Annotated in this window: 24 protein-coding genes and 2 riboswitches; of the genes, 16 read left to right on the top strand and 8 right to left on the bottom strand. The window is 66.7% G+C overall.

Translation table 11 applies throughout. The features are described 5' to 3' along the window. Positions 1–129 precede the first annotated feature (129 nt). The 5 genes from tdh (at position 130) to JOE31_RS16220 (ending at position 6,300) form a co-directional block, all read left to right on the top strand. The gene (gene tdh, locus JOE31_RS16240; RefSeq protein WP_209746360.1) at positions 130–1,176 is read left to right on the top strand and encodes an L-threonine 3-dehydrogenase; all 1,047 of its coding nucleotides are present in this window, start codon (positions 130–132) and stop codon (positions 1,174–1,176) included. A gap of 57 nt (positions 1,177–1,233) precedes the next feature. After that, entirely contained in the window at positions 1,234–2,442 is a 1,209-nt protein-coding gene (locus tag JOE31_RS16235) for a glycine C-acetyltransferase (RefSeq protein WP_209746359.1), read from the top strand. A 40-nt stretch (positions 2,443–2,482) separates the two neighbouring features. Continuing rightward, complete coding sequence (locus JOE31_RS16230) at positions 2,483–3,610, top strand: FAD-binding oxidoreductase (RefSeq protein ID WP_209746358.1); 1,128 nt, start codon at positions 2,483–2,485, stop codon at positions 3,608–3,610. 11 nt (positions 3,611–3,621) lie between these two features. Continuing rightward, complete coding sequence (hutI, locus tag JOE31_RS16225; RefSeq protein WP_209746356.1) at positions 3,622–4,833, top strand: imidazolonepropionase; 1,212 nt, start codon at positions 3,622–3,624, stop codon at positions 4,831–4,833. Between the two features lie 69 nt (positions 4,834–4,902). Continuing rightward, complete coding sequence (locus tag JOE31_RS16220; RefSeq protein ID WP_209746354.1) at positions 4,903–6,300, top strand: phenylacetate--CoA ligase family protein; 1,398 nt, start codon at positions 4,903–4,905, stop codon at positions 6,298–6,300. Positions 6,301–6,310: 10 nt separating this feature from the next. On the opposite strand, the gene JOE31_RS16215 is transcribed toward JOE31_RS16220, so the two are convergent. Continuing rightward, entirely contained in the window at positions 6,311–6,991 is a 681-nt protein-coding gene (locus tag JOE31_RS16215; protein WP_245199220.1) for a histidine phosphatase family protein, read from the bottom strand. Between the two features lie 133 nt (positions 6,992–7,124). On the opposite strand from JOE31_RS16215, the gene JOE31_RS16210 reads away from it, so the two are divergent. Next, a complete protein-coding gene (locus JOE31_RS16210) occupies positions 7,125–7,892 on the top strand; it encodes a CPBP family intramembrane glutamic endopeptidase (RefSeq protein WP_209746353.1) in 768 nt (255 codons plus the stop codon). Between the two features lie 128 nt (positions 7,893–8,020). Here the strand turns inward: JOE31_RS16210 and JOE31_RS16205 are convergent, their stop codons facing one another. Then, positions 8,021–8,659: a VOC family protein gene (locus JOE31_RS16205; protein WP_028272557.1), complete on the bottom strand. Its 639-nt coding sequence runs from the start codon at positions 8,657–8,659 to the stop codon at positions 8,021–8,023. Positions 8,660–8,819: 160 nt separating this feature from the next. Then, positions 8,820–8,934: riboswitch (SAM riboswitch) on the top strand. 59 nt (positions 8,935–8,993) lie between these two features. Between JOE31_RS16205 and JOE31_RS16200 the strand changes: the two genes are divergently transcribed. The 4 genes from JOE31_RS16200 to JOE31_RS16185 all read left to right on the top strand — a co-directional run bounded on the left by JOE31_RS16200 (position 8,994) and on the right by JOE31_RS16185 (position 14,400). Beyond that, positions 8,994–10,310 carry a bifunctional o-acetylhomoserine/o-acetylserine sulfhydrylase gene (locus tag JOE31_RS16200; protein ID WP_209746351.1) on the top strand — a complete coding sequence of 439 codons (1,317 nt, stop codon included), beginning with the start codon at positions 8,994–8,996 and terminating at the stop codon, positions 10,308–10,310. 90 nt (positions 10,311–10,400) lie between these two features. Next, a riboswitch (SAM riboswitch) is annotated at positions 10,401–10,516 on the top strand. Positions 10,517–10,528: 12 nt separating this feature from the next. After that, entirely contained in the window at positions 10,529–11,713 is a 1,185-nt protein-coding gene (locus tag JOE31_RS16195) for a homoserine O-acetyltransferase (protein ID WP_209746349.1), read from the top strand. A 170-nt stretch (positions 11,714–11,883) separates the two neighbouring features. Then, entirely contained in the window at positions 11,884–13,266 is a 1,383-nt protein-coding gene (locus JOE31_RS16190; RefSeq protein ID WP_209746346.1) for an MFS transporter, read from the top strand. A 15-nt stretch (positions 13,267–13,281) separates the two neighbouring features. Beyond that, entirely contained in the window at positions 13,282–14,400 is a 1,119-nt protein-coding gene (locus JOE31_RS16185) for a zinc-dependent alcohol dehydrogenase family protein (RefSeq protein WP_209746344.1), read from the top strand. 19 nt (positions 14,401–14,419) lie between these two features. On the opposite strand, the gene JOE31_RS16180 is transcribed toward JOE31_RS16185, so the two are convergent. Next, entirely contained in the window at positions 14,420–15,319 is a 900-nt protein-coding gene (locus JOE31_RS16180; RefSeq protein WP_209746342.1) for a LysR family transcriptional regulator, read from the bottom strand. Positions 15,320–15,493: 174 nt separating this feature from the next. On the opposite strand from JOE31_RS16180, the gene mmsB reads away from it, so the two are divergent. Continuing rightward, positions 15,494–16,396, top strand: coding sequence for a 3-hydroxyisobutyrate dehydrogenase (mmsB, locus tag JOE31_RS16175; protein WP_209746340.1), 903 nt, complete (start codon positions 15,494–15,496; stop codon positions 16,394–16,396). Between the two features lie 31 nt (positions 16,397–16,427). Then, positions 16,428–17,912 carry a CoA-acylating methylmalonate-semialdehyde dehydrogenase gene (locus JOE31_RS16170; protein WP_209746338.1) on the top strand — a complete coding sequence of 495 codons (1,485 nt, stop codon included), beginning with the start codon at positions 16,428–16,430 and terminating at the stop codon, positions 17,910–17,912. Positions 17,913–17,992: 80 nt separating this feature from the next. Here the strand turns inward: JOE31_RS16170 and JOE31_RS16165 are convergent, their stop codons facing one another. From JOE31_RS16165 to JOE31_RS16155, 3 genes are all read right to left on the bottom strand, one after another. After that, positions 17,993–18,532, bottom strand: a complete 540-nt coding sequence (locus JOE31_RS16165; protein WP_209746336.1) for a hypothetical protein — start codon at positions 18,530–18,532, stop codon at positions 17,993–17,995. Positions 18,533–18,545: 13 nt separating this feature from the next. Further along, entirely contained in the window at positions 18,546–18,704 is a 159-nt protein-coding gene (locus JOE31_RS21865) for a hypothetical protein (protein ID WP_307864436.1), read from the bottom strand. 106 nt (positions 18,705–18,810) lie between these two features. Further along, positions 18,811–19,602, bottom strand: coding sequence for an SGNH/GDSL hydrolase family protein (locus JOE31_RS16155; RefSeq protein WP_245199777.1), 792 nt, complete (start codon positions 19,600–19,602; stop codon positions 18,811–18,813). A 148-nt stretch (positions 19,603–19,750) separates the two neighbouring features. Here JOE31_RS16155 and JOE31_RS16150 point away from each other — a divergent pair, with 148 nt between their 5' ends. Then, a complete protein-coding gene (locus tag JOE31_RS16150; protein ID WP_209746332.1) occupies positions 19,751–20,401 on the top strand; it encodes an alpha/beta hydrolase in 651 nt (216 codons plus the stop codon). 36 nt (positions 20,402–20,437) lie between these two features. Here the strand turns inward: JOE31_RS16150 and JOE31_RS16145 are convergent, their stop codons facing one another. Further along, entirely contained in the window at positions 20,438–20,674 is a 237-nt protein-coding gene (locus tag JOE31_RS16145; protein ID WP_209746330.1) for an RNA-binding S4 domain-containing protein, read from the bottom strand. Between the two features lie 33 nt (positions 20,675–20,707). Between JOE31_RS16145 and JOE31_RS16140 the strand changes: the two genes are divergently transcribed. From JOE31_RS16140 to JOE31_RS16130, 3 genes are all read left to right on the top strand, one after another. Continuing rightward, on the top strand, positions 20,708–21,697 hold the full coding sequence (locus JOE31_RS16140; RefSeq protein WP_209746328.1) for a DMT family transporter: 990 nt from the start codon (positions 20,708–20,710) through the stop codon (positions 21,695–21,697). 124 nt (positions 21,698–21,821) lie between these two features. Further along, a complete protein-coding gene (locus JOE31_RS16135; protein ID WP_043479986.1) occupies positions 21,822–23,207 on the top strand; it encodes a glycine--tRNA ligase in 1,386 nt (461 codons plus the stop codon). A 2-nt stretch (positions 23,208–23,209) separates the two neighbouring features. After that, entirely contained in the window at positions 23,210–24,220 is a 1,011-nt protein-coding gene (locus tag JOE31_RS16130) for a GNAT family N-acetyltransferase (RefSeq protein WP_209746326.1), read from the top strand. Positions 24,221–24,273: 53 nt separating this feature from the next. Here JOE31_RS16130 and JOE31_RS16125 read toward each other — a convergent pair whose 3' ends face one another. Then, positions 24,274–25,137 (bottom strand): 1-acyl-sn-glycerol-3-phosphate acyltransferase, encoded by an 864-nt coding sequence (locus JOE31_RS16125; RefSeq protein ID WP_209746324.1) that lies wholly within the window; start codon positions 25,135–25,137, stop codon positions 24,274–24,276. Position 25,138 lies beyond the last annotated feature (1 nt).

Here is a 25,138-nt window from a genome sequence, read left to right as displayed (position 1 = left end):
TAAATCGTCGATTGAGAAGAATTCGGTTGTGCTAATGCTTCTTTGTGGTTCTAATGAAGGGAGCCAGCCCCGCCGCACCCCCGGGAGGGCGCCACATTCCTGAGAGTAAAACCAAGAGTAAGGAAGCCAATGAAGGCTCTGTACAAAGCCGGCGCACACGCCGGGTTTGAGCTGGTGGACCGGCCCGAGCCGGAAACCGGCCCCGGCGACGTGAAGATCCGCGTGATGACCACCGGGATCTGCGGCACGGACCTTCACATCCAGTCCTGGGATGCCTGGGCCCAGAGCATGATCGAGGCTCCGCTGATCGCCGGCCACGAGTTCTACGGCGAAGTGGTGGAAACCGGCGAGGACGTCCGCGACGTCAAGGTGGGCGACCGGGTCTCCGGCGAAGGCCACATTGTCTGCGGCATCTGCCGCAACTGCCGCGCCGGCCGCCGCCAGATGTGCATCCACACCGTGAGCGTAGGGGTCCAGCGTGACGGGGCCTTCGCCGAGTATGTGGTCATCCCCGAGACCAACGTCTGGGTCCACCAGGATCCTTCTGTCACGCCCGAACTTGGCGCCATCTTCGATCCCTTCGGCAACGCCGTCCACACCGCCCTGAGCTTCCCGCTGGTGGGCGAGGACGTGCTGATCACCGGGGCCGGGCCGATCGGACTGATGGCCATTGCCGTGGCCCGCCACGCCGGCGCCCGGAAGATCGCCATCACCGATGTCTCCGCGCCGCGCCTCGAACTGGCCCGCCAGCTCGGCGTGGACCTTGCCATCGACGTCTCGAAGATGCGCGTCAGGGATGCCCAGCGCGAATTGGGCATGCGCGAAGGGTTCGACATCGGCATGGAAATGTCCGGGCACCCCACCGCCCTGCCGGAGATGATCGACAACATGAACCACGGCGGCCGGATCGCGATGCTGGGCCTGCCCAGCCAGTCCATCGACATCGACTGGGGCAAGGTGGTGACGCATATGCTGACCATGAAGGGCATCTACGGGCGCGAAATGTTCGAAACCTGGTACGCCATGAGCGCCATGTTGTCCTCCAACCCGGTGCTGCATGCCAACATCTCGGCGGTGGTCACGGACACCCTGCCCGCCACGGACTGGGAAAAGGGCTTCGACGTTGCCCGCGCCGGTGTGGGCGGCAAAGTTGTCCTCGACTGGACCGTTTTCTAGACCCTGCAATACTTTCCGGCACCGATTAACGATTCACCCCGCTGAGGAGCACACCCCATGTATTCAGCCATCAAGGACCAGCTGCAGAACGAGCTGGACGAGATCCGCACGGCAGGCCTGTTCAAGACGGAACGCCACATCGACTCGCCTCAGGCCAGCCACATCACGGCGGGCCAGATCGGCGAGGCCGGTGCCGACGTGTTGAACTTCTGCGCCAACAATTACCTGGGCCTGGCGGACCACCCGGAGATCATTGCCGCTGCGAAGGCCGCCATGGACGAGCGCGGCTTCGGCATGGCCAGCGTGCGCTTCATCTGTGGAACCCAGGACCTGCACCTGGCACTGGAGGCGCGCGTCTCGAAGTTCCTGGGCACCGAGGACACCATCCTGTTCTCCAGCTGCTTCGACGCCAACGGCGGCGTGTTTGAGTCCCTCTTCGGGCCCGAAGACGCCGTCATCTCCGACGCCCTGAACCATGCGTCCATCATTGATGGCATCAGGCTCTGCAAGGCCCGGCGGTTCCGCTACGCCAACCGCGACATGGCGGACCTCGAAGCGAAACTGATCGAGGCCACTACGCAGGAGAACCCGGCCCGCCGCAAGATCATCGTGACGGACGGCGTCTTCTCCATGGACGGCTACCTCGCGCCGCTCGAAGCCATCTGCAACCTGGCCGAAAAGTACGATGCCCTGGTGATGGTGGACGACTCGCACGCCGTGGGATTTATGGGCGCCACCGGTGCGGGAACCCCCGAGCACGCCGGCGTGGGCCACCGGGTGGACATCTACACCGGTACGTTCGGTAAGGCGCTGGGCGGGGCCTCCGGCGGCTACGTCTCCGGCCGGGCCGAAGTGGTGGCCATGCTCCGCCAGAAGGCGCGCCCCTACCTGTTCTCCAATTCCCTCGCGCCCGCCATCGTGGCCGCCACGCTGAAGGCCCTGGACCTCGTGGAGAACTCCGCCGAACTGCGTTCCAAACTGTTCGCCAACGCTGGACTGTTCCGAAGCCGGATGGCGGAAGAAGGCTTTGACCTGCTCGACGGCGAGCACGCCATCGTGCCGGTGATGTTCGGGGACGCCGTGGTAGCGGCGAAGGTGGCAGACCGGATGCTCCGGCACGGAGTGTTCGTCACCGCATTCAGCTACCCCGTGGTTCCCAAGGGGGCTGCCCGGATCCGGGTCCAGCTCTCCGCCGCACACAGTGCCGAGGACGTCGAAGCCTGCGTCCGGGCATTCGTGGACAGCCGCGACGCGGTGGGAGCCTAGGGTACTGACGTGACGTCCTGCCGGGTGCAAGGATGGAGTCATGTCAGCAAATTACGATGTGGTGATTGTGGGCGGCGGCATTGCCGGGCTGTCCCTCGCCTCTGCCCTTGCCGGTAAATGCAGCGTTGCGCTCGTCGAGGCCGAACAGTCCCTGGCCTACCACACCTCGGCCCGCTCGGCCCGGCAACTGATCCCCAGCTACGGCCCCGTCGTGGTCCAGGAGCTGACCCTCCGCACGCTCGGGCTGATTGCGGCCCGGGACGCGGAGCTTCCGGAGCCTGTCCTTTCGCCGCGCAGCTTCATGCTGATCGGCGACGAAGACACCGTCCGGGAGGAAGCCAGCGGGCACATGCACCGGATCTCCCATGCCGAGGCCCTGGAGCTGTGCCCGGTGCTGGATCCCGGATTCTTTTCCGCGGCCGGACTGGACACCGGTTCGTACGCCTGCAACGCCCCCGTGCTGCTGGAAGACCACCGGCGCCGTGCCGAGGCGGGCGGGGTGGACATCATCACCGGCGCCAAGGTCCATTCCGCCCAGCGGCTGGGGTCCGGCTGGGAACTCGGGGCGGGCCAGGAAGCGTTCCAGGCCGGGATCGTGGTCAATGCTGCCGGGGCCTGGGCCGATGAACTGGCCGTGATCAGCGGCGTGGAGAAGCTCGGCCTCCAGCCGTACCGGCGCACGGCGGCGATTGTCGACGTCGAACGTCCCCTCCCGGATTCCTGCCCCATGGTGGCGGCAGCGGACGAATCGTTCTACTTCCGCAAGGAAGGACAGGACGTGCTGATTTCGCCGTCGGAATCCGTGCCGAGCGGGCCTGAGGACGCGAAGCCCTACCCGGGCGATGTCGAGGCGCTGGTGGCGCGGCTCAACGCGGTGACCACCATGGGCATCAGGAACGTCAAGTCCGCGTGGACCGGCCTGCGCACCGAAGCTGCCGACGGCGTCCCGGTGGTGGGGTTCGACGCCGAAGCCACCGGATTCTTCTGGCTCGCCGGACAGGGCGGTTACGGTTTCCAGACCTCGTCCGGCATTGCTGAGCTCGCAGCCGACCTCATCCTGGCAGGGCCGTCGGCGGGGCAGGGCGCCCGGGACGAGGACGCCGGGCTCAGTCCGGCATCCCGGACAGCGGTTGCGCTGGCCGCGACCCGCTGGTCCATCCGGCACTGAAGAATGGACCCATGAGCACCCTGATCACCAACATTGCCGAGCTGATGACCCAGGATGCGGAGCACCGCGTCCTCAAGGACGCCGCCGTGGTGATCGAAGGGGAGCGGATTTCGTGGATCGGGCCGGCGTCGGCCGCGCCGGCCGCTGACGATGCCGTGGACGCGGGAGGCCGGGCGCTGCTGCCGGGCTGGGTGGACTCGCACACCCACCTGATCTTTGCCGGTGACAGGACTGCCGAGTTCGAGGCACGGATGGCCGGCGAGAGCTACAGCGCCGGCGGGATCGCCGTGACCACCGGCGCCACCCGGGGGACAAGCGACTTCGACCTCACCAGGCTGGCGCTGGGCCGCGTGGCCGAAGCCGTCTCGCAGGGGACCACGTACCTGGAAACCAAGACCGGCTACGGCCTGGACGTTGAAAACGAAACGCGCAGCGCGCGTATCGCCTCCACGGTGGCTGACGAAGTCACTTACCTGGGCGCCCATCTGGTCCCCGCCGGGGACGACCCCGACGAATACACCGACCTGGTATGCGGACCCATGCTGGCGGCGGTCAGGCCCTACGCCAGCTGGGCGGACGTGTTCTGCGAGCAGGGGGCCTTCAACGAGGAGCAGTCGCGCCGTGTGCTGCAGGCCTGCAAGGACGCGGGCCTGGGCCTTCGCGTCCACGGCAACCAGCTGGGGGAGGGGCCCGGGGTGCGGTTGGCGGTTGAATTCGGGGCCGCCAGCGTGGACCACGTGAACTACCTGTCCCGCGCCGACGTCCACGACCTCGCGGACAGCTGGTCCGGCTGGGAATCGGCGGCCGGCGCGGGAACGCGGGGTACTGTCGCCACGTGCCTGCCGGCTTGCGACCTCTCCACCCGCCAGCCGCTTGCCCCCGGGCGCGAACTGCTCGACGCCGGCGTGCAGCTCGCCCTGGCCTCGAACTGCAACCCCGGTACCTCCTATACGAGCTCCATGGCGTTCTGTGTCACCACCGCCGTGCTGCAGATGCGGCTCAGCGTCCACGAGGCCGTCCGGGCCGCCACGTACGGCGGCGCGCTGGCGCTGCACCGCGACGAGGGGAACGACGCCGACGGCGAACGCGCGGTCGGTTCGATCGCCGTCGGGCACCGCGCGGACCTCCACCTGCTCAACGCCCCCTCCGCCACCCACCTGGCCTACCGGCCGGGCATCCCGCTGACCCACGCCGTCTGGCGGGCCGGCGTCCGCGCCCGCTGATTTTGCTTTCGAACGGATGCTCTTCGATCTATTGCTTCCGACCCTGTCGGCATACCCCAGGAGATAACCGTGGCCGGACTGTTGAAGGAACTGGGCTTCGCTCTCGACCAGCTGTGGGCTCAGCGCCAGGGGCCGGCCGGACTGGCCCGGCGCCGGGAGGCCCGGCTTGCGGCGATCGTTGCGCACGCCAGGACCAGCTCGCCGTTCTACCGTCACCTCTACCGGGACGTGTTACCCGCCGTGCGCTCCGACGGCGTCGTCCTGGTGGAGCTTCCACCGGTCACCAAACAGGAGCTCATGGCCAACTTCGATGACTGGGTCACGGATCCCGCCGTCACCCGGGCCGGAGTCGATGCTTTCATCGCCGACCCGTCCCAGGTCGGAACGCCGTACCTGGACCGGTACTTCGTCTGCACCACGTCCGGCACCACCGGGCACCCCGGGATCTTCGTGCATGATTCCCGATCCCTCGCCGTCTCCCAGTCCTTTGTCCTCCGCATCGACCTGGCCTGGCTGTCTCCGCGCGAGCTGCTGGCCATGGCCCGCCGCGGATTGCGCTGGGCGGCAGTGGTGGGCACCGGCGGGCACTACGCGGGCGCGGGCTGGGTGCAATGGCAGCGCCGGCGCAGCAGGTGGCGCCGGCGCGCATTCCAGGCGTTCCCGGTGCAGCAGCCGCTGACCGGGCTTGTGGCAGCCCTGAACGACTATGACCCCTCGGCCGTCACCGGCTACCCGAGTGCCCTCGCCCTGCTCGCCGAGGAGCAGGCGGCCGGCCGGCTCCACCTGAAACCGGTGGTAGTAGAGCTCGCCGGCGAGTCCTGCGGGCCGGACGTGCGGGCGCGCATCGCGGAGGCGTTCGGGGGTGCCCTCCACGATGCGTACGCTGCCTCCGAGTTCACGCCGCTGGCCTTCGACTGTGCCCGCGGCTGGCTGCACGTGAACAGCGACTGGGCCATCCTGGAACCGGTCGGCGCCGACTACCGCCCTACGCCGCCGGGGGAGCCATCCCACACCGTGCTGCTCACCAACCTCGCCAACCGGGTCCAGCCGCTGATCCGCTACGACCTCGGCGACTCGGTGCTGGCGAAGACAGGTCCCTGTGAATGTGGTAACCCGCTGCCCGCCATCCGGGTCGCGGGCCGAAGCGACGATGTCCTCCGCCTCCTCGCCGCGGACGGGACCACGGTCCGGGTGCTCCCGCTCGCCATCGGGTCCGTCGTCGACGAAACTCCCGGACTGCACCGCAGCCAGCTGGTGCAGACAGGACCTGCAACCATCCGCCTCCGGCTCGAACCGGAACCCGGTGCCGACGCCGCAGCGGTGTGGCGCACGGCCTCCGCGAAGCTGCTGGAGTACCTCGCCGGGCTGGAACTGCGGAACGTCGGAGTCGTCCGCGCGGACGAGCCGCCCGAACAGAGCGGCGTGGTCGGGAAGTTCCGGCAGGTGATCGCCCGGCTGCCGGAATGAAGCGCGGCGGCTAGAAGATCATGGGCGGAGCGTCCAGCACTGTCTCGTCCACGCGGCGGTCCTCCCACTGGCTGAACGGCTTGTCCAGTTCGTACTTGCCGTCATCCGTGCGCACCAGGGTCCGCACTTCGGCGTTGTCCGGGTTGTTGAGGGATTCGAAATACTCCACGGACCAGTGGAACCAGCGCATGCAGAACAGCCTCATGGTGAGCCCGTGCGTCACGAAGAGGGCGTTCGGGGCGTAGCTGGGCTTGGACCAGTGCCGGTGCAGTGTTTCCATGAAGGAGGAGATCCGGTCGTAGACGTCGGAGCCGGATTCACCCTCCCTGAACCGGTAGAAGAAGTGGCCGTAGGCGTTCCGGAGTTCTTTTTGGTCCTCGATGTCCCCGGCGATCTGGAAGTTCGCCCAGTCCTGTTCACGAAGCCTGGGTTCCTCGATGATCCGCTCAACAAGCGGTCCCAGATTGAGCGCTTCGAGGGTCTGGTAGGCCCGGAGGTACGGCGAGACGTAGACACACACCTGCCGGCCGTCCAGTTCCCGGCGGATCTCCTCGCCTGCGGCCCGGGCCTGTGCAAGGCCGAGTTCGGTCAGTGGTATCCGGTAATCGGGCACCCGGTTATAAATGGAGGTGTCGGCATTGGCGGCTGACTGGCCGTGCCGGATCATGATGATTTTTCCGGGCGCACTCATAAATTCCAAGCATAGGCCCCGGGCAGCGCGGCCAAGTGGATGTGTTGCCCCCCGACCAGCCGGAAGCGTTGCCCTGCGACCGGCCGGAAGCGGCGGACAGGAAAGAACCAGAAAGTGAAGGCAAGATAGGAACATGCTGGTTCCCTCCCGCCGTCGTCTGCGGTTAGAAGTCTGGATTGTCCTGGGTCTGTCGCTGGGGCAGTCCGCCGTGTATTCGGTGGTGCAGTTGCTGGACAAGCTGACGCGGGCACCCCTGGCGGAAGGGACCTCCACCCTCAACCGCTCCCAGAGCAGCCGCGAATACTTCGACCTGACGTACCAGCTGCTGGACATCGTTTTCGCCCTGGTGCCTGTCGTGTTGGTCATCTATTTCCTCACCGAGCACCGGAAAGCGGGGGAGCCCGGGGCATCGGCATTCCGCAAACTCGGTTTCAACTTCGCCCGCCCCGGCGAGGACCTGCTGCAGGGGCTGGGCCTCGCGGCGTTGATCGGCATACCGTCCCTGGGGCTGTACGCCGCCGGACGGGCACTCGGCATCACCACGGCCATCATCCCCAGCGCGCTGGATGCCTACTGGTGGACCATCCCAGTGCTGATTCTCTCCGCCGTACGGCACGGGATCGTGGAGGAGGTCATCGTGGTGGGGTACCTGCTGGACCGGCTCGGCAAGTTCGGCTGGAGCATGCCGCTGGCCATCTTCGCCAGCTCCATGCTCCGGGGCAGCTACCACCTCTACCAGGGCTTCGGCCCGTTCATCGGCAACGCTGTCATGGGCGTGGTATTTGCGTGGATCTATACGAAGACCCGCCGCGTCATGCCGCTGGTGATCGCCCACGCACTGCTGGACATTGTGGCGTTCGTCGGCTTCAGCCTCTTCGGCAAGGCCATCGGCCTGGGCTAGCCGGCCACTGCTTAAAAGGATTCGGCCGCTATCGGTGGGTGACGTCGTTGGCACCCGCTGATAGCGGCCGAAGTTCGGAAGGGCAGCGCGCTGCCCGTGGCCCCGGAGGACCACACGGTAGAGCAGGGTCAGATGGTTACGGCCCCGGAGGCGGTTTCGAACGTGACGGACAGGATTCCCGGCGTCCCCTTGGGGGCGACCCATTCAACAGCCACATCCTCCAAGGGCTTCTCGACCGGTTGACCGAGCCATTCCGTGACGCGTTCGGCCGAGCCGGCGATGGTGAGGCTGGACATCTTAACGTTGCTCGGGTAGGCGTTGGACGGGTGAAGCTCCGGGTCGCCTTCCCACTTGAGCATGTAGGGTACCTGCGGGTCTGCAATGAGGCCCAGGATGCCGATCTGCTTCCAGACGAGTTCGCGGCCGTCGGGGAACTTGCGGTTGCCGTTGACAGCCGATCGGCCGAGGCGTTCTTCGAACGGTGCCAGGTCGTCCACTTCGACGCACCAGCCCATCCAGCCACCGCCCGCTGCGGAGCGTGCCCGGACAGCCTGCCCGAACGGAGCCTTGTCGGATGCCGGGTGGTCCAGGACCTCCACGACCTCGAGATACTTGTGCCCGGCCAGCGGGATAATCATGTTGCGGGTGCCGAAACGGGGGTGTACCCCGCCCTTAACGGCTTCGACGCCGAGGGCGGTTGCAATACGTTCGGTGGTGGCAGCCAAGCCATCTTGTTCACAGGCGTAAGAGACGTGATCCATGCGCATGCCCTCATCTTGGCACTTTGTGATGGAGCTCTCAGCTAAGGGTGTCCTTACCAAGATGGGACGTTATGGCGGACGGCCCTGAAGCCCACGAAATCACGCGGCCGACGTCCTTCGTCACAAACCTATTCAGACGGATTGCTCTGTTTCTACACTGGGTCCAGGTCATGAGCGCCAGCATTGAGCCCCGGCTTGCTGGCCGGCAACCCTCGTTCCGCGGTGGGGTGCCCCGGGTGAGGACCTGGCCGCCGGCAACCGCCGGTCGGCAAGCGCGGCACCAGAGCCGGCCCGGCATACTGTGCGTCCGGCCACGGTGCCCTTCCTTAAGGAGCCTCCAATGTCCAATGCCTGGTCTTTCGAAACCCGCCAGATCCACGCCGGCCAGGAGCCGGACAGCGCCACCGGCGCCAGGGCCCTCCCCATTTACCAGACGACGTCGTTCGTGTTCCCTAGCGCCGAAAGCGCCGCCAACCGCTTCGCGCTGGCCGAACTGGCGCCCATCTATACCCGCATCGGCAATCCCACCCAGGACGCGGTGGAGCAGCGCGTGGCCAGCCTTGAATGCGGGCTGGCGGCGCTGCTGCTCAGCTCGGGACAGGCCGCCGAAACATTCGCCATCCTCAACGTCGCCGAAGCCGGCGATCACGTGGTGGCCAGCCCCAGCCTCTACGGCGGCACGTACAACCTGCTGGCCCACACCCTGAAGAAGTTCGGCATCTCCGTGACGTTCGTGGAGGACCCGGACAACCTCCAGCAGTGGAAGGACGCCGTCCGGCCGAACACCAAGCTCTTCTTCGGCGAGGTGGTGTCCAATCCGCGCCAGGACGTCCTGGACATCGAAGGCGTTTCCGGCGTCGCCCACGAGGCAGGGGTCCCGCTGATCGTGGACAACACACTGTCCACGCCGTACCTCATCCGGCCGCTGGAATGGGGCGCCGACATTGTGGTCCACTCGGCAACGAAGTACCTTGGCGGGCACGGCAGCGCCATCGCCGGCGTGATCGTGGACTCGGGCAACTTTGATTTCGGCAAGGACCCGGAGAAGTTCCCGGGCTTCAACATCCCGGACCCCACCTACAACGGGCTTGTCTACGCCAGGGACCTCGGCGCCGGGGGCGCCCTGGGCGCGAACCTTTCCTACATCCTCAAGGCCCGCGTCCAGCTGCTGCGGGACCTCGGCTCCGCGGTGTCCCCGTTCAACGCCTTCCTCATCGCCCAGGGCCTGGAAACCCTGAGCCTGCGCGTCGAGCGCCACGTGGCCAACGCGGTGAGTGTCGCCGAATGGCTGGAGGCAAGGGACGACGTCGAATCCGTTGCCTACGCGGGCCTGCCGTCCAGCCCCTGGTACGACCGCGGCCGCAAGTACGGACCCAAGGGCACCGGTGCGATCGTGTCCTTCAACATCGCCGGCGGGGCCGAGGCCGGCAAGCGGTTCGTGGACGCGCTGGAACTGCACTCCCACGTGGCGAACATCGGTGACGTGCGCTCCCTGGTCATCCACCCGGCGTCCACCACCCACAGCCAGCTGACAGCGGAACAGCAGGCCGTGGCGGGGGTCACGCCGGGCCTGGTCCGCCTCTCCGTGGGGCTGGAGCACATCGATGACATCATCGCCGACCTCGACGCCGGTTTCCGCGCCGCCAAGGGCGACTGAGCCGTATGGCTCCCGGCGCCTCGACGCCGGGAGTCATATTGCTGTCACATTCTTCGCCATTGCGGGGACGCATTTCGTAGACTCTTTACAGGTCATGAGTGCCAGCGACAGCCCCGGCTTGCTGGCCGGCAACCCTCCTTTCGCGGCGGGGTGCCCCGGGTGAAGACCTGGCCTGCCGGCCAGTTGGCGGCAGGCAAGCGCGAAGAAGAGGTCTTCAGATGACGATTGCCGTCACCCGCAGCGGTGTACCCGAAACAGCCAGCCACAGCCTGTCATCCAGTGACGTGAAAACCGCCGCAGTCAAAACCGCAGACGCTGTCCCCGACGGAACCGTCAAGTTCCAGGGCATCGGCGGGCTCGACCTTGAGGCGGGCGGCCACCTGCCGGACGTCACGCTCGCCTACGAGACCTGGGGCACGCTGAACGCGGACCGTTCCAACGCCGTGCTGGTGCAGCATGCCCTGACCGGCAGCACGCACGTTACCAGGGGAGCCAGCGACGAAGAAGGCTGGTGGGAGCAGCTTGCCGGGCCCGGCGCCCCGGTCGATACGGACAAGTACTTCGTGGTCAGCATCAACATCCTGGGCGGTTGCTACGGCTCCACCGGCCCTTCCACTCCCGCGCCGGATGGCAGGCCGTGGGGTTCGCGCTTCCCCCTGGTGACCCTGCGCGACACCACGGCGGCCGAGGCCCGGCTAGCGGACGCCCTTGGCATCGACAGCTGGTACGCCGTCCTGGGCGGATCCCTGGGCGGAGCCCGCGCCCTGGAATGGGCCGTGAGCTTCCCGGACCGGGTCCGGCGCTGCGCCGTCATTTCCATCGGGGCAAGCAGCACGGCCGAGCAGATCGCCTTTGCCCAGGCGCAGACCCTCGCGATCCGCCAGGACGTGAACTTCAACGACGGCGATTACTACGGCGGCCCGGAGCCTGAGGCCGGCCTGGCCCTGGCACGCAGGATTGCGCACATCACGTACCGTTCCGCAGACGAGCTGGAGGCCCGGTTCGGCCGGAGCGCCCAGGGCGGCGAAGCCCCGCTCCAGGCAGTGTCGCTGGGGGACCGCGGCCGCTACCAGGTGGAGAGCTACCTCGACCATCAGGGCACCAAGCTGGTCCGGCGCTTCGATGCCAACAGCTACATCGCCATCACGGAAGCGCTCATGAGCCACGACGTGGGCCGGGGGCGCGGCCCGCTCAAGGAGGCGCTGGCCCGGGCCACGGCTGAGTTCTTCATTGCCGCCGTCAATACGGACCGTCTGTATTTTCCGGCGCAGTCCCGCGAACTCGCGGCTGCACTCCCGGGCGACGTCCCGGTGCATGTCATCGAGGCGCCCATCGGCCACGACGGTTTCCTGACTGAAATCGGGCAGCTTAGCGCTCAGTTGCGGCAGAACTTTTTCGCCTAGCCCGCCGGCTCAATGTGCATTTATGCAGAGCTGTTCTGCAGAAAATGGCGTTGAGCCTGCGGCAATGTGAGCCCATACTCTAGGGGACCGGCGCGTTGGTGGTGCACATCACACGCGGCCGTAACGGAATGGTCCACATGGTGTCGACGGAGACGCCGAAGGAGTTCACAATGAGCACGCAAAACTCCGCCGCAAGGCGCGCAGATGAGACTGACGTCAAAGCCTCAGGGCTAAAGAAAGTGGTTACGGCCTCCATGGCCGGGACCGTCGTTGAGTGGTATGAGTTCTTCCTCTACGCTTCAGCGGCCACCCTGGTCTTTGGCAAGACATTTTTCCCTAACTCAGGCACGGAACTGGACGGCATCATTGCCGCCTTCCTCACCTACGCGGTTGGCTTCGTCGCCCGCCCCATCGGCGGCATCGTCTTCGGTCATTTCGGTGACAAATTCGGCCGGAAGCAGCTGCTCCAGCTCAGCATCATCCTGGTGGGCGTCTCCACGTTCCTGATGGGCTGCCTGCCCACCTTCCAACAGATCGGCTACTGGGCTCCGGCCCTGCTGGTGTTCCTGCGATTCGCCCAGGGCTTCGCCGTCGGCGGTGAGTGGGGCGGCGCCGTCCTCCTCGTAGCGGAGCACAGCCCCAGCAAGTCACGCGGCTTCTGGGCCAGCTGGCCGCAGTCCGCTGTACCCCTGGGCAACCTGCTCGCCACCGCGGTGCTCTTCACGTTGTCCTCCACACTGTCCTCCGCCGACTTCCTCGGCTGGGGCTGGCGGGTGGCCTTCTGGCTCTCCGCAGTGATCGTGCTGGTGGGCTACTACATCAGGACCAAGGTCACCGACGCCCCCATCTTCCTGGAAGCGCAGAAGGAAGTCACCGTTGAAAAGAAGGGCTACGGCGTCGGTGAAGTGTTCCGCCGCTACCCGCGCGGCGTCTTCACAGCCATGGGCCTCCGCTTCGCGGAGAACATCCTTTATTACCTCGTGGTCACCTTCTCCATCACCTACCTGAAGGTGGTTGTCCAGACGGACACCTCCCGGATTCTCCTGCTGCTGCTCGTGGCTCACGTCGTCCACTTCGCAGTGGTGCCGATGGTCGGCAAGCTCTCCGACGCCTTCGGCCGCAAGCCCGTCTACATGGCCGGTGCAATCCTCGGCGGTACCTGGGGCTTCTTCGCCTTCCCGATGATGGACACCAAGAACGATCTGGTCATTCTCGCCGCCATCACCATCGGCCTGCTCTTCCACGCGCTGATGTACGCCGGCCAGCCTGCAATCATGGCCGAGATGTTCCCCACCCGGATGCGCTACTCCGGCGTCTCGCTCGGCTACCAGGTCACCTCGATCGTGGCCGGTTCGATGGCCCCGATCATTGCCACCGCCCTGCTGAGCCAGTTCAAGTCCTCCACCCCGGTGGCCGTCTACCTGCTCGGCGCCTGCCTGGTGACGATGGTGGCCGTGTACTTCCTCAAGGAAACCCGCGGGATCTCGCTGCACGACGTCGACGCGGCGGACGCCCAGGGCACGGCGGACCTCCTTGCCGCCAGCAAGAAGTAGGGGCAGCCGGTTCACATGCGCGCCGCAGTTCTGTACTCCACCGTCCCTGCCGGAACCAGCTACACCGAAGCGCGCCCGCTAGTGGTGCAGGAGCTCGAACGGCCCGAGCCCCGCGCCGGCGAACTGGGCGTGGCCATCACCTACTCCAGCCTGTGCCACTCGGACCTGTCCGTGGTGGACGGCTCCCGGGTACGGCCACTGCCCATGGCGCTGGGGCATGAGGCCGTGGGCCGGGTGGTGTCAGTCGGTGAGGGCGTCCATGACGTGGCTGTGGGCGAGCACGTTGTGCTCGTCTTCGTCCCCAGCTGCGGCGAATGCCGGGCGTGCCGGTCCGGGCGCCCGGCCCTGTGCCACCGTGCCGCCGAAGTCAACGGTTCAGGGGACCTGCTGCACGGCGAGGCGCTGCTGCGCACGCCGTCAGGGGAGCGGATCAACCACCACCTCGGGGTGTCGGCTTTCGCGGACTACGCCCTGGTGGCGCGGGAATCAGTGGTGGTGATCGACGACGACGTTCCGGACACTGTCGCGGCCATGTTCGGCTGCGCCGTACTCACCGGAATGGGCGCCGTGCTGAACACGGCGGCGGTCACCGCCGGACAGTCGGTGGCAGTCTTCGGGCTCGGCGCCGTCGGGCTTTCCGCCGTGATGGCGGCGTCCCTGGCCGGCGCCGCAGCCGTCATTGCCATCGACCCCAACGAAGGCAAGCACCAGCTCGCCCGGGACTGCGGTGCCACGGGAGTGGGAACTCCCGACGACGCCGCCCGGCTGGTTGCCGAGGCCACCGGCGACGGCGTGGACGTCGCCGTCGAGGCCGTGGGCTCTGCCGGCGTGATCGCCTCGTGCCTGGACCTCGTAACGCGCGGCGGCGCCGTCGTCTCCGTCGGGCTGCCAAAACCCTCGGCGGAACTGACCGTCGGAGCCCTGCAGTTTGCGGGAGCGGGGAAGCGGCTGCTCGGCTCCTACATGGGAGATGCGGTCCCGGAGCGGGACATTCCGCTGTACCTTGACCACTGGCGGGCCGGGCGGCTCCCGGTGGAACTGCTGCACACGGACACCAGGCCGCTCGCGGAAATCAACGAAGGCCTTGACGCCCTGGCTGCAGGGCAAGTGGTCCGCCGACTGTTCCAGGCCTAGTGTCAGGGCCGGTGTTGTGTCAGGCCGCCAGGATGTCCCGGCGGCCTGACACTTCCGCCTTGAGCGCCTCCACCACGGCACGGACGGATGCCGAGCGCAGCGACTCAGGACGCGCCACCGCCCAGATGGGGAGTTGGCGCTGGAACAGCTCAGGCAGCACCGGAATGAACTCGGGGTTGTCGGCCACCATGAAGTTCGGCAGCAGGCCAATGCCCGCCCCGCGCCGGACCGCCTCGAGCTGGGCGAAAATGCTGGTCGCCTGAAAACTGGTTTTGGGGGCGGGCAGCTGCGAGGACCGGTGGCCCAGTTCCGCCACCTGCAGGGCCGACTCCACATAGGAGACAAATCCGTGCTCGCGGACGTCGTCCAGGGCGGTCGGCAGTCCCCGGGACCGGACGTAGCCCGGACTGGCGTACAGCCGCAGGAAATAGTTCGTGAGGAAGATGGGCTGCACGTTGGTGACTTCCATCCGGCCCACCACCACTTCCAGGTCCACGCCGGACCGGTTCTGGCTGACTTTGCGGGTGGCGCTGAGCATCTCGACGTCAAGCAACGGATTCTCCTGCTGCAGGCGCACCAGCGCCGGGGCCACGAATTGCGCACCGAATCCATCGGACGTGCTGATCCGGACCATGCCGGACAATGAGTGTTCGCCGTCGCTGATGGCGCCGGCCAGGGACCCGAGTGTCGCCTCGATCGCCTCGGCGGCGGCAACCGCCCGACTGCCCAGCTCGGTCAGTTCCCAGCCGTGCGGGCTGCGCTCCAGCGTCCGCCCGCCCAGCTGCTTGTCCAGCGCCAGGATCCGGCGGGAAATGGTGGTGTGGGTGGTGCCCAGCGTCTCCGCCACGGCATTGAACCGGCCGAGCCTGGCCACGGTCAACAGGATCAACAGGTCATCCGGACTGGGCAGCCGGTTCACATCCACTTTTTCACACCCATGCTTTCAGGCTCACAATGCGGCTTTCCGGAGCATGTGCATCAATGCACATGCTCTCTGTAATTTTTCCCCTTGATTGCACTGTAACAGGGTGTGATGGTGGACACGGAACTTCCAGCAATACCGGCTGGTACACGAAGCAAAGGAGCTTTCGCCATGGCAGTAGTCGCTTGGATCGGTCTCGGGAACATGGGTGGATCCATGTCAGCAAACCTGGCAAAGGCCGGTCACGACGTCCGCGGGTTCGACCTCAATCCCGAAGCGGTGGCAGCTGCAGAAGCCGGCGGCGTGAAGCCGGTAGCCAGCATTGCCGCGGCGGTGGACGGCGCCGACGTCGTGTTCACCATGCTGCCGAAGGGCGAACACGCCCGGGCCGTGTACCTGGGGGAGGACGGCGTCCTTGCCCATGCGGACACGCGGACGCTACTGGTGGATTCCTCGACCATCGACATCTCCTCCGCACAGGCACTGCACGACGCCGCCGCTTCCGCCGGCTTCCGTTTTGTGGACGCCCCGGTGTCGGGCGGCATGAGCGGGGCGAAAGCCGGAACCCTGACGTTCATGATCGGCGGGGAAGCGGGTGCCGTGGCCGAGGCCACGGAGTACATCCGTCCCATGGCCTCCAACATCATTCCCACTGGCGGTCCCACCACGGGGCAGGCCGCGAAGATCTGCAACAACCTGATGCTCTTCATCAACCTTGCCTCCACCGCCGAAGGGGCCGTGCTGGCCGAGCGGCTGGGCCTGGACAAGCAGGTTTTCTGGGACATCGCTTCTGTGTCCTCCGGAGACAGCTGGGCGCTGCGGACCTGGTACCCGGTAGGAGGGGTAGTTCCCACCGCGGCCTCCAACAACGACTTCGCTCCCACTTTCACTACCGAACTGGCCAACAAGGACATCGGCCTGGCCATCAGCGCCGCCCGCGACACCGGAACCCCGCTGGAAATCGGTGAGCACGTGCAGACGCTCTTCCAGCGGCTCATCGACTCCGGGCAGTCCGGCAAGGACTGCTCCATGATCATCAAGCTTGTCGACGGCTCGCTCGAGACCTCCAAGTAACCGCACCCTGCTTCACGAATAGGACTTTCCCATGGAACGCATTCCGCACTTCATCAACGGCGCCCGGATCAGCGACGCCGACCGTTTCGGCCCCGTCTTCAACCCTGCCACCGGCGCACAGGACAAAGAGGTGGCCCTGGCCTCGGCCGCCCGCGTGGAAGAGGCCGTCGCGGCCGCGCAGGCCGCCCTCCCGGGCTGGCGGGCCACCAGCCTGGCCAAACGCACCAACATCTTCTTCCGGGTCCGGGAACTCCTGACGCAGCGGAAGTCCGAGCTGGCAGCAATCCTCACCAGCGAGCACGGCAAGGTGCTTTCCGATGCAGAGGGCGAGATCTCCCGTGGCCTCGAAAACATCGAATTCGCCACCGGGCTTTCCCACATGCTCAAGGGCGAACGCTCGGAGCAGGTTTCCAGCGGGGTGGATGTCCACTCGGTGCGCCAGCCGGTGGGCGTCGTCGCCTGCATCACCCCGTTCAACTTCCCGGCCATGGTGCCGCTGTGGATGATCGGCAGTGCCCTTGCCTGTGGCAACACCGTCCTCCTCAAGCCCAGCGAGAAGGACCCGTCGTCGGCCGTTTTCATCGCGGAAGTCTTCGCGGAGGCGGGCCTGCCCCCGGGCGTCCTGAACGTGGTCCACGGCGACAAGGAAGCCGTGGACGTGCTGCTGGAGCACCCCGGCGTCAAGGCTGTCAGCTTCGTGGGGTCCACCCCGATCGCCCAATCCATCTACAAGCGGGCGGCCGACCACGGCAAGCGCGTCCAGGCGCTGGGCGGCGCCAAGAACCACATGGTGGTCCTGCCGGATGCAGACCTGGACATGGCCGCCGACGCCGCTGTGTCGGCGGCCTACGGCTCCGCCGGCGAACGGTGCATGGCGGTATCCGTGCTGGTGGCCGTGGGCAACATTGCCGACGACCTGGTGAAGGCCATTTCCACCCGCATGGCGAACCTTAAGATCGGTCCCGGCACGGATCCGGCCTCGCAGATGGGTCCGCTCATCACGAAGGAACACCGGGACAGGGTGGCCTCCTATGTGGCCGGTGCCGAGGAGGAAGGTGCCACCGTGGTGGTGGACGGGCGCAAGCACGCGTTCGATTCGGACGGTTTCTTCATCGGGGTCAGCCTGGTGGACCACGTGAAGCCGGGCATGAAAGTTTACGACGACGAGATCTTCGGCCCGGTACTGTCGGTGGTCCGCGCCGACAGCTACAGGGACGCAGTGAAGCTCGTGAACGACAACGAGTTCGGCAACGGCGTGGCCATCTTCACGCGCGACGGCGGCGCGGCGCGCCAGTTTGAGTTCGACGTCGAGGCAGGCATGGTGGGAGTGAACGTGCCCATCCCGGTGCCGGTGGGAACCTTCTCGTTCGGCGGCTGGAAGAACTCTCTGTTCGGCGACACCCACATGTATGGTCCGGACAGCATCCGCTTCTACACCCGCGGCAAAGTGGTGACCACACGCTGGCCGGATCCGTCCACATCGGTGATCGACCTCGGATTCCCGCAGGTGGACTGAGCCGCAGCCAGGTTCAGTCACGGTAGCCTTCCCGGGGCCGCATAATGTCAGTGGCCCCGGGCACGGCTATGCGAGTGCGGCTAGCCCTTCATGATCTCGTCGCGCCGGGCCATGTATTCCTCCATGGCGATTTCGCCGTTGCTGTACTGCTGGTCTAGCTCCGCCAGTTTCCGTGCACGGAAACCCTGAGCGGCCGACGGCGGCGGGGGCGTGACCGGGGCAGACGGCTGCTGCGGCTGCTGGCGTGACTGGTTGGCGGGATACTCGGGACTGTCCTCGTACGGCACCTGTCCGGGATAGCCCGGGTTCTGGTTACCGGGGGCCGGGTAGCCGGGATTCTGGGACCCGGGATTTTGGTAGCCCGGGTTCTGGTAGGGCTGGTCCAGCGGGGGCTGCTGGCCGCCGCCGAGCTGCCGGAAGCCACCGCCAAAGTAGTCCTGCTGGGTATAGCCGTCACGCGGCTGGTTGTTTGGCCGGCCCGGCTGCTGCCCGGGAAACTGGCCTGGATACTGTCCGTTGAAATCCTGGTTCTGGTTCCTGCCAACGCGCTTCCGGTACATGCGCATGGCGAAGGGAATCAGGAACGACAGGATGATGATCCAGAAGAACACGTTGCTCACGGTGGAGGGCCTCTCAGAAGTGTCCCTTCAGTTTAACCCCCGGCCCGGCACCGGCATTGGACCGCGGCGGCCAGTCGGCATCGATGCCGGCCTGGCGGTACATGCCCGCGTTTCCCCGGTGCAGCCGGGGCGCGGACAGCATGAGCAGCCAGCGGAGGTCGTCGCGGTGCACAAAATGCCAGGTTCTTCAGCGCCGCTTCGGCGGAGACCGCCCGGGGAGGGCGGAGCTGCTGCCGGCTAAGCCTGAGCCGGACGACGCCGTCGGCGTGCACCCGGGGCTACCTCTGTTCGGACTCTATTCCCGCTGCCTCGCCCGAGCCCAGCGGCATCCCCGGACCAAACACCGGACCGGGGGTCGGCCGCTTGGCCGTAACGCCGTCCCCGGATGACTGGTGGCGAAGCCGGCGGACAACCCAGGGCACAAAGTATTCACGCGCCCAGACCAGGTCTCCGGACCGAGCCTCGCGCCAGCTGCGCTGGGGCAGGGGCTTGGGGGAGAGCGGCTCCAAGGTGTGCCGGATGTTGAGTGAATCGAGCACCATGGCCGCGATGGTGTGATGGCCCAGCGGCGAAAAGTGCAGTCGGTCCTGGTCCCACATCTGCGGATCACTGAGTTGGCGAAGCGACCACATGTCGGCGATGACGGCGTCGTGCCGCGCCGCCACGGTGCGGAGGTTCTCGTTGTAGATGGCGATCTTGCTGCGGACCCTGCCCAGAACTGATGAACCGGTGTCCGGGCCGTTGAACAGCACCACGGTGGCACCGCCCAGGCTGAGGATGTGCACCACGGAATCCAGCTTCTCGGCCAGCGCGTCAGGGTCCCCTCCGGGCCGGATGAGGTCGTTTCCTCCCGCCGAAAGCGTCACCAGGTCCGGCTTGAGGGCCAGACACGGCGCCAGCTGCTGGTCAACGATCTGCTCCAGGAGCCGTCCCCGCACCGCGAGGTTGGCGTAGGCAAAATCGCTGTGGCCCCGGCTCAGTTCCTCGGCCACGCGGTCCGCCCAGCCGCGGTGTCCGCCCGGGCTTCCCGGTTCCGGGTCGCCGATGCCCTCGGTAAAGGAATCACCCATGGCTACGTACCGGCCCCAGGGGTGGGTATCAACAGTGTCCTGCGGGTTCGGAATGGCTTCAGTTTCGCTCACGTTTCCATCCTGCCTCGTGAGGCTAAAGCTACGCCACCGTAGGTTGTTACCGGGCGGTAACTGCAAGAATGGTTTCATGACTGAAGCCGACGTTTCCACTGCCCCTGTTGTCCTGTGGTCCACTCCCGACGAAGACCGCTCGGGAAAGCCCCTGCTGGTTCTGCTGCACGGCTACGGTGCCAACGAACAGGACCTGCTCAGCCTTGCCGACCTGCTGCCCGGCGATTTCGCGGTGGCGTCCGTCCGTGCCCCCATCGCCATGGGCCCGGGGTTCACCTGGTTCCCGCTGACGGACTCCGCCGACTACTCACTCGACGCAGTCAAGGACGCTGCCGCCTTTGTGCTGGAATGGCTCGACGGCATCAAGGCGGACCACCCGTCCGTCACCCTGCTCGGGTTCTCCATGGGGATGGCAATGGCCACCACGCTGCTAAGGCAGCGTCCCGCGGACTTTGCCGCCGTCGTCGGACTTTCCGGCTTTGTGGTGAACGCCGGAGGGGATCAAAGTTTCCGCGACGACGAACTGGACGGCTCCGTCCCGCTGTTCTGGGGCCGCGACCAGCAGGACCCCGTCATCACCCAGGACAGGATCGAATACACCATGGGCTGGGTGCGTAAGCACGTGAAGCTTACGAAGGTCCTCTACGCAGGGATGTGGCACGGGATCAACCAGCAGGAGATCGGCCACGTTTCCGAATTCCTCACCCACGAGGTGCTGAAAAAGTAGCCCCCGCGGCCGGCCGAACGCGGCCGGCCGGAAACGCTAGGAACCGGCGGGTGTGAGAATCCGCACGGTACGGCCGTTTACGGTCACGGTGTCGCCGTTGTGCAGCTGCCGGCCGCGGCGGTCGTCAATTTCGCCATTGACCTTGACCAGCCCGTTCCTGATCAGCTCCGTGGCTTCGACACCGTCCTCGACGAGGCTGGCCAGCTTCAGGAGCTGGCCCAGGCGGATCATGTCGTCGCGGATGGGGATCTCTTCGATTTCCGGGTTGCTCATACAAGCAATGATGCCTGACGTAAGGTGAATCCAGTGACCCATGCACCCCGTCTCCCTCTCATTGCAGGACTGCCGATGGCCGTGGCCGCCGGACTCGCCATCCCCGTCCAAGGACGGATCAACGGTGCGCTGGGCGCCCGGTTGAACGACGGCATCGCCGCGGCTGTGGTGAGTTTCACCACGGGACTCGTCGTGATGATCCTGGTCTCGCTGGTCCTGCCGCGGGGACGCCGCGGCCTGGCCCAGATCCTGCCCGCGCTCCGGGAACGCCGGTTTCCGCCGGTCTACGTGATGGCCGGCGGCATCGGTGCCTTCTTTGTCTTTGCCCAGTCCTTCACTGTGGGATTGCTGGGTGTGGCGCTGTTTACGGTAGCCACCGTCACCGGGCAAACGTTGAGCGGGCTGCTCGTGGACCGGCTCGGCATCGGCCCCGCCGGCAAGAAATCCGTCACCGGCATCCGCGTGCTGGGCACCGTGCTGACCATCGCGGCCGTCGCATGGGCAGTGTCCCCGCGGTTTGGCGGCGCGGGTTCCGGCGGCGCGGAGCCGGCCCAGCTGCTCGTGCCGGTACTCCTGCCGGTAATTGCCGGGTTCCTGATGAGTTTCCAACAGGCAATGAACGGGACCGCCACGGTGCACTACGGCACACCCATCGCGGCCACTCTGGTGAATTTCATCTCCGGTGCCACAGTGCTGTGGCTGGCGTGGCTCATCAAGCTGGCTGTGGCAGGGGCGGGCAACGGCCTGCCCGCAGAGTGGTGGTATTACCTGGGCGGACCCATGGGCTGCGCATTCATCGGGCTGGGCGCGCTGCTGGTCCGGAGCCTGGGCGTCCTGGTCACCGGGCTGGGCATGATTGCGGGCCAGCTGCTGGGGTCACTGGGCCTGGACCTTGCCTTCCCCGCACCCGGAACCGTGGTGGCCCTGCCCACAGTGCTCGGCACCGTCCTGACCCTCGGCGCGATTGTCCTGGCCACCCTTCCGTGGCCGCGCGGAGCCCTCAAGCGGCAGCCGGGCCGGTAGGCTAGGACACGCAGCTTCCTGCACATCTTTCCTTCGTACCGCCCCCGTCCGGCAACCGCCAGGCACAGGGGCCTAGAAACCGCGCGGACCGCACCCAGCGGCCCTGTAGAAATTGGAGTTCCCCATGGCAGCAAAATCCGTTCTCGACCAGGTCATCTCACTCTCCAAGAGGAGGGGCTTCGTTTTCCAGGCCGGTGAAATCTATGGTGGCTCCCGCTCTGCCTGGGACTACGGACCCCTCGGCGCCGAGCTGAAGGAAAACATCAAGCGCCAATGGTGGCAGTCCGTGGTCCGCGGCCGCGAGGACGTGGTGGGCCTGGACTCCTCCGTGATCCTTCCCCGCCAGGTCTGGGAAGCCTCCGGCCACGTGGAGGTCTTCTCCGATCCGCTGGTGGAGTGCCTCTCCTGCCACAAGCGTTACCGCGCCGACCACCTCGAAGAAGAGTACGAGGAAAAGAAGGGCCGTCCGGCCGAGAACGGCCTGAAGGACATCGCCTGCGCCAACTGCGGCACCAGGGGCGAATGGACAGAGCCCCAGGAATTCTCCGGCCTGCTCAAGACTTTCCTCGGCCCGGTGGCCAACGAAGAAGGCATGCACTACCTGCGCCCGGAAACCGCGCAGGGCATCTTCGTGAACTTCAACAACGTGCTCACCACGTCCCGGAAAAAGCCGCCGTTCGGCATCGGCCAGATCGGCAAGTCCTTCCGCAACGAGATCACGCCCGGAAACTTCATCTTCCGCACCCGTGAATTCGAGCAGATGGAAATGGAGTTCTTCGTCGAGCCGGGCACGGACGAGCAGTGGCACCAGTACTGGATGAAGGAACGCATGGACTGGTACACCGGTCTGGGCCTCAAAGCCGAAAACCTGCGTTTCTTCGAGCACCCGCTGGAGAAGCTGAGCCACTACTCCAAGGGCACCACCGACATCGAATACCGCTTCGGCTTCCAGGGCTCGGAGTGGGGCGAGCTGGAAGGCATCGCCAACCGCACGGACTTCGACCTCTCCACGCACTCCAAGGCTTCCGGGCATGACCTGAGCTACTTCAACCAGGCCACCAACGAGCGCTACACCCCGTACGTGATCGAACCTGCCGCCGGCCTGACCCGTTCCTTCATGGCGTTCCTCATTGACGCGTACACCGAGGACGAGGCACCGAACGCCAAGGGCGGCGTGGACGTCCGCACCGTGCTGAAGCTGGACCCGCGACTGGCCCCCGTCAAGGCCGCAGTGCTGCCGCTGAGCCGCAACGAGGACCTGTCCCCGAAGGCCAAGGCCCTGGGCGCGCAGCTGCGCAAGAACTGGAACATCGACTTCGACGACGCCGGTGCCATCGGCCGCCGCTACCGCCGCCAGGACGAGATCGGCACCCCGTTCTGCATCACCGTGGACTTCGACACCCTCGAGGACCAGGCGGTCACCATCCGCGAACGCGACACCATGAGCCAGGAACGCGTCTCCCTGGACAAGGTGGAGGGCTACCTGGCCGCACGGCTGATCGGCGCCTGAGCATGGCCATCGAATACCGCGAATGGCGCGACGGCGACGACCTTGCACTGCTTGAACTGTGGGGCGGCCCGGAGACCGAGCAGGCACGGCAGTTCCGCGGCACCCTGGCGCCCTCCGGCAACTCGCCGTGGCGCCGCTGCATCGTGGCCGAGGACGTCGTGGACGGCGTGGCCATCCCGGTCGCGGCGGCCGTGGTCCACGAAGCCTCCCTCCATCCCGAGCGGCTCTGGTCCTATATTGAGGTGGCAAAGGACCACCGCCGTGCGGGTGTCGGCTCCACGCTGCTGACCATGCTCCGGCACGAAGCCGGCCAGGCGCCGTCGGGCGTGTCCAGGTTGCGGACCAAAGTGGAACCGGGCACCCCGGGAGCCGCTTTCGCCGAAGCTGCCGGCCTGGTTCCCATCCAGCGCTCCCGGCTTGTTGTCGTGGAGCCGGGAGCACTCAAGCTGCCGGTTTTCGGTGACGGGTCCGAGGCCGCGGCCTCGGAGCAGATCGAGGACCTCGCCACCGGTTCGGTGGAGCTCAGCGACGTGGTGGGCCGGTACTACACGGCCGTGCACGGCTGGGACAGCCCGGGCGAGCTGAGCATCGGCACCGTGCAGCGACTGTTCCTCGACGAGCTCAGCGGGGCGCACGGCGCCATCGTGCTCCGTGCGCCGAAGGCCAGCGCCTTCGGCCCTGGCGTCCCGGCCAGCAGGAAGGGCCGGCTTGAGGCGTTTGCCATCAGCTACGCGGAGTTGGCCCCCGGCGGCGGGAACGCGGCAACTGACGGCGGAGGGTCCGCATCGGGCCAGCCCACGGACGTGTTCGTCGGCCATGAGCCGAAACTGTCGGAGGAGGAAGCCCGCTCCGCCGTCCGCGACCTGCTGGCCCTCATCGCGTTCCAGCATCCCGTGGTGCTGGAACTGGACGACTCGATGACTGCCCTGCGCGCCGTCGTCGAACCTTTGCTGGAGGACGGCAAGGCCAGCCTCCGCGGCACCGAGACCCTGGTGGTGTCGGACCCCGCGTAGGTTCCGCCCGACGCCACCGGCCCGCAGTAGGTGACTACTGCGGGCCGTCCTGTTTAAGCTTTCTGCCGTCCGCGCGCCGCGGCCTGTTGAGCCTTCCGTCCGCCCGCGCGCCGCGGCCCTTCGGCCTGATCCAGCCGCCGGCGTTCCTCTTCCGTGGGGGCACCGCCGCCCAAATGCGCGGGCATCCACCAGGCCCCGGGCCGGGGTGTGAGCGGGAAGTCGGCGATGGCGGCGTCGATCCCTGCCTGCAGGATCGCCCTGAGCTGTTCGGTGGCGGGCTGGGCGTCCTGGGCAGGGTCCGGCAGGTCCGCAGGCAACAGGGGCTCGCCCACGTGGATCCGTACCGGCGCGCGCCAGGCGCGAAGCGCCGAGAAACCGTGGTGGCGGGTCATCAGCCGGTGGGAGCCCCAGACCGAGACAGGGATGATCGGCACGCCGGCTTCCGCCGCCATCCGCACGGCTCCGGTCTTGCAGTCGCGGACCGTAAAGCTGCGGCTGACGCCGGCTTCAGGGAGGATGGCGATGTATTCGCCGTCGCGCAGTTTCGCGACGGCGGCGTCATAGGCGCCGCTGCCCGAAGCGTAGGGAACCACAACATGCCCGGCAGCGCTGACGGCAGGACCCGCGAACCAGTGGTCGGCCGCGCCCTGGGTGACCAGATAGCGCATCTCGGCACGGTTGTTCCACCACAGGAGCAGCTCGGCGAACGCAAAATCCAGGTACCCGAAATGGGTGATGGCCACCACGGCCCCCTCGCCCGGCACCACCTGGCGCGACGGGCCGTTGAGCGGCCCTGGTGGCGGCAGGTGTTCCCGGCCTGTGATGATGACACGGATCGCGAAGAGCCGGCGAAGCGCCAGCCCGGTGCGGACAATGACGCGGTAGAAGCGGTCGCTGGACTTCGGCCGCCAGGCCATC

Source organism: Arthrobacter sp. PvP023 (genome assembly GCF_017832975.1).
GTDB lineage: Bacteria > Actinomycetota > Actinomycetes > Actinomycetales > Micrococcaceae > Arthrobacter.
The sequence above is the reverse complement of the archived record's forward strand: the minus strand, read 5'-3'. Positions and strand labels throughout refer to the sequence as shown.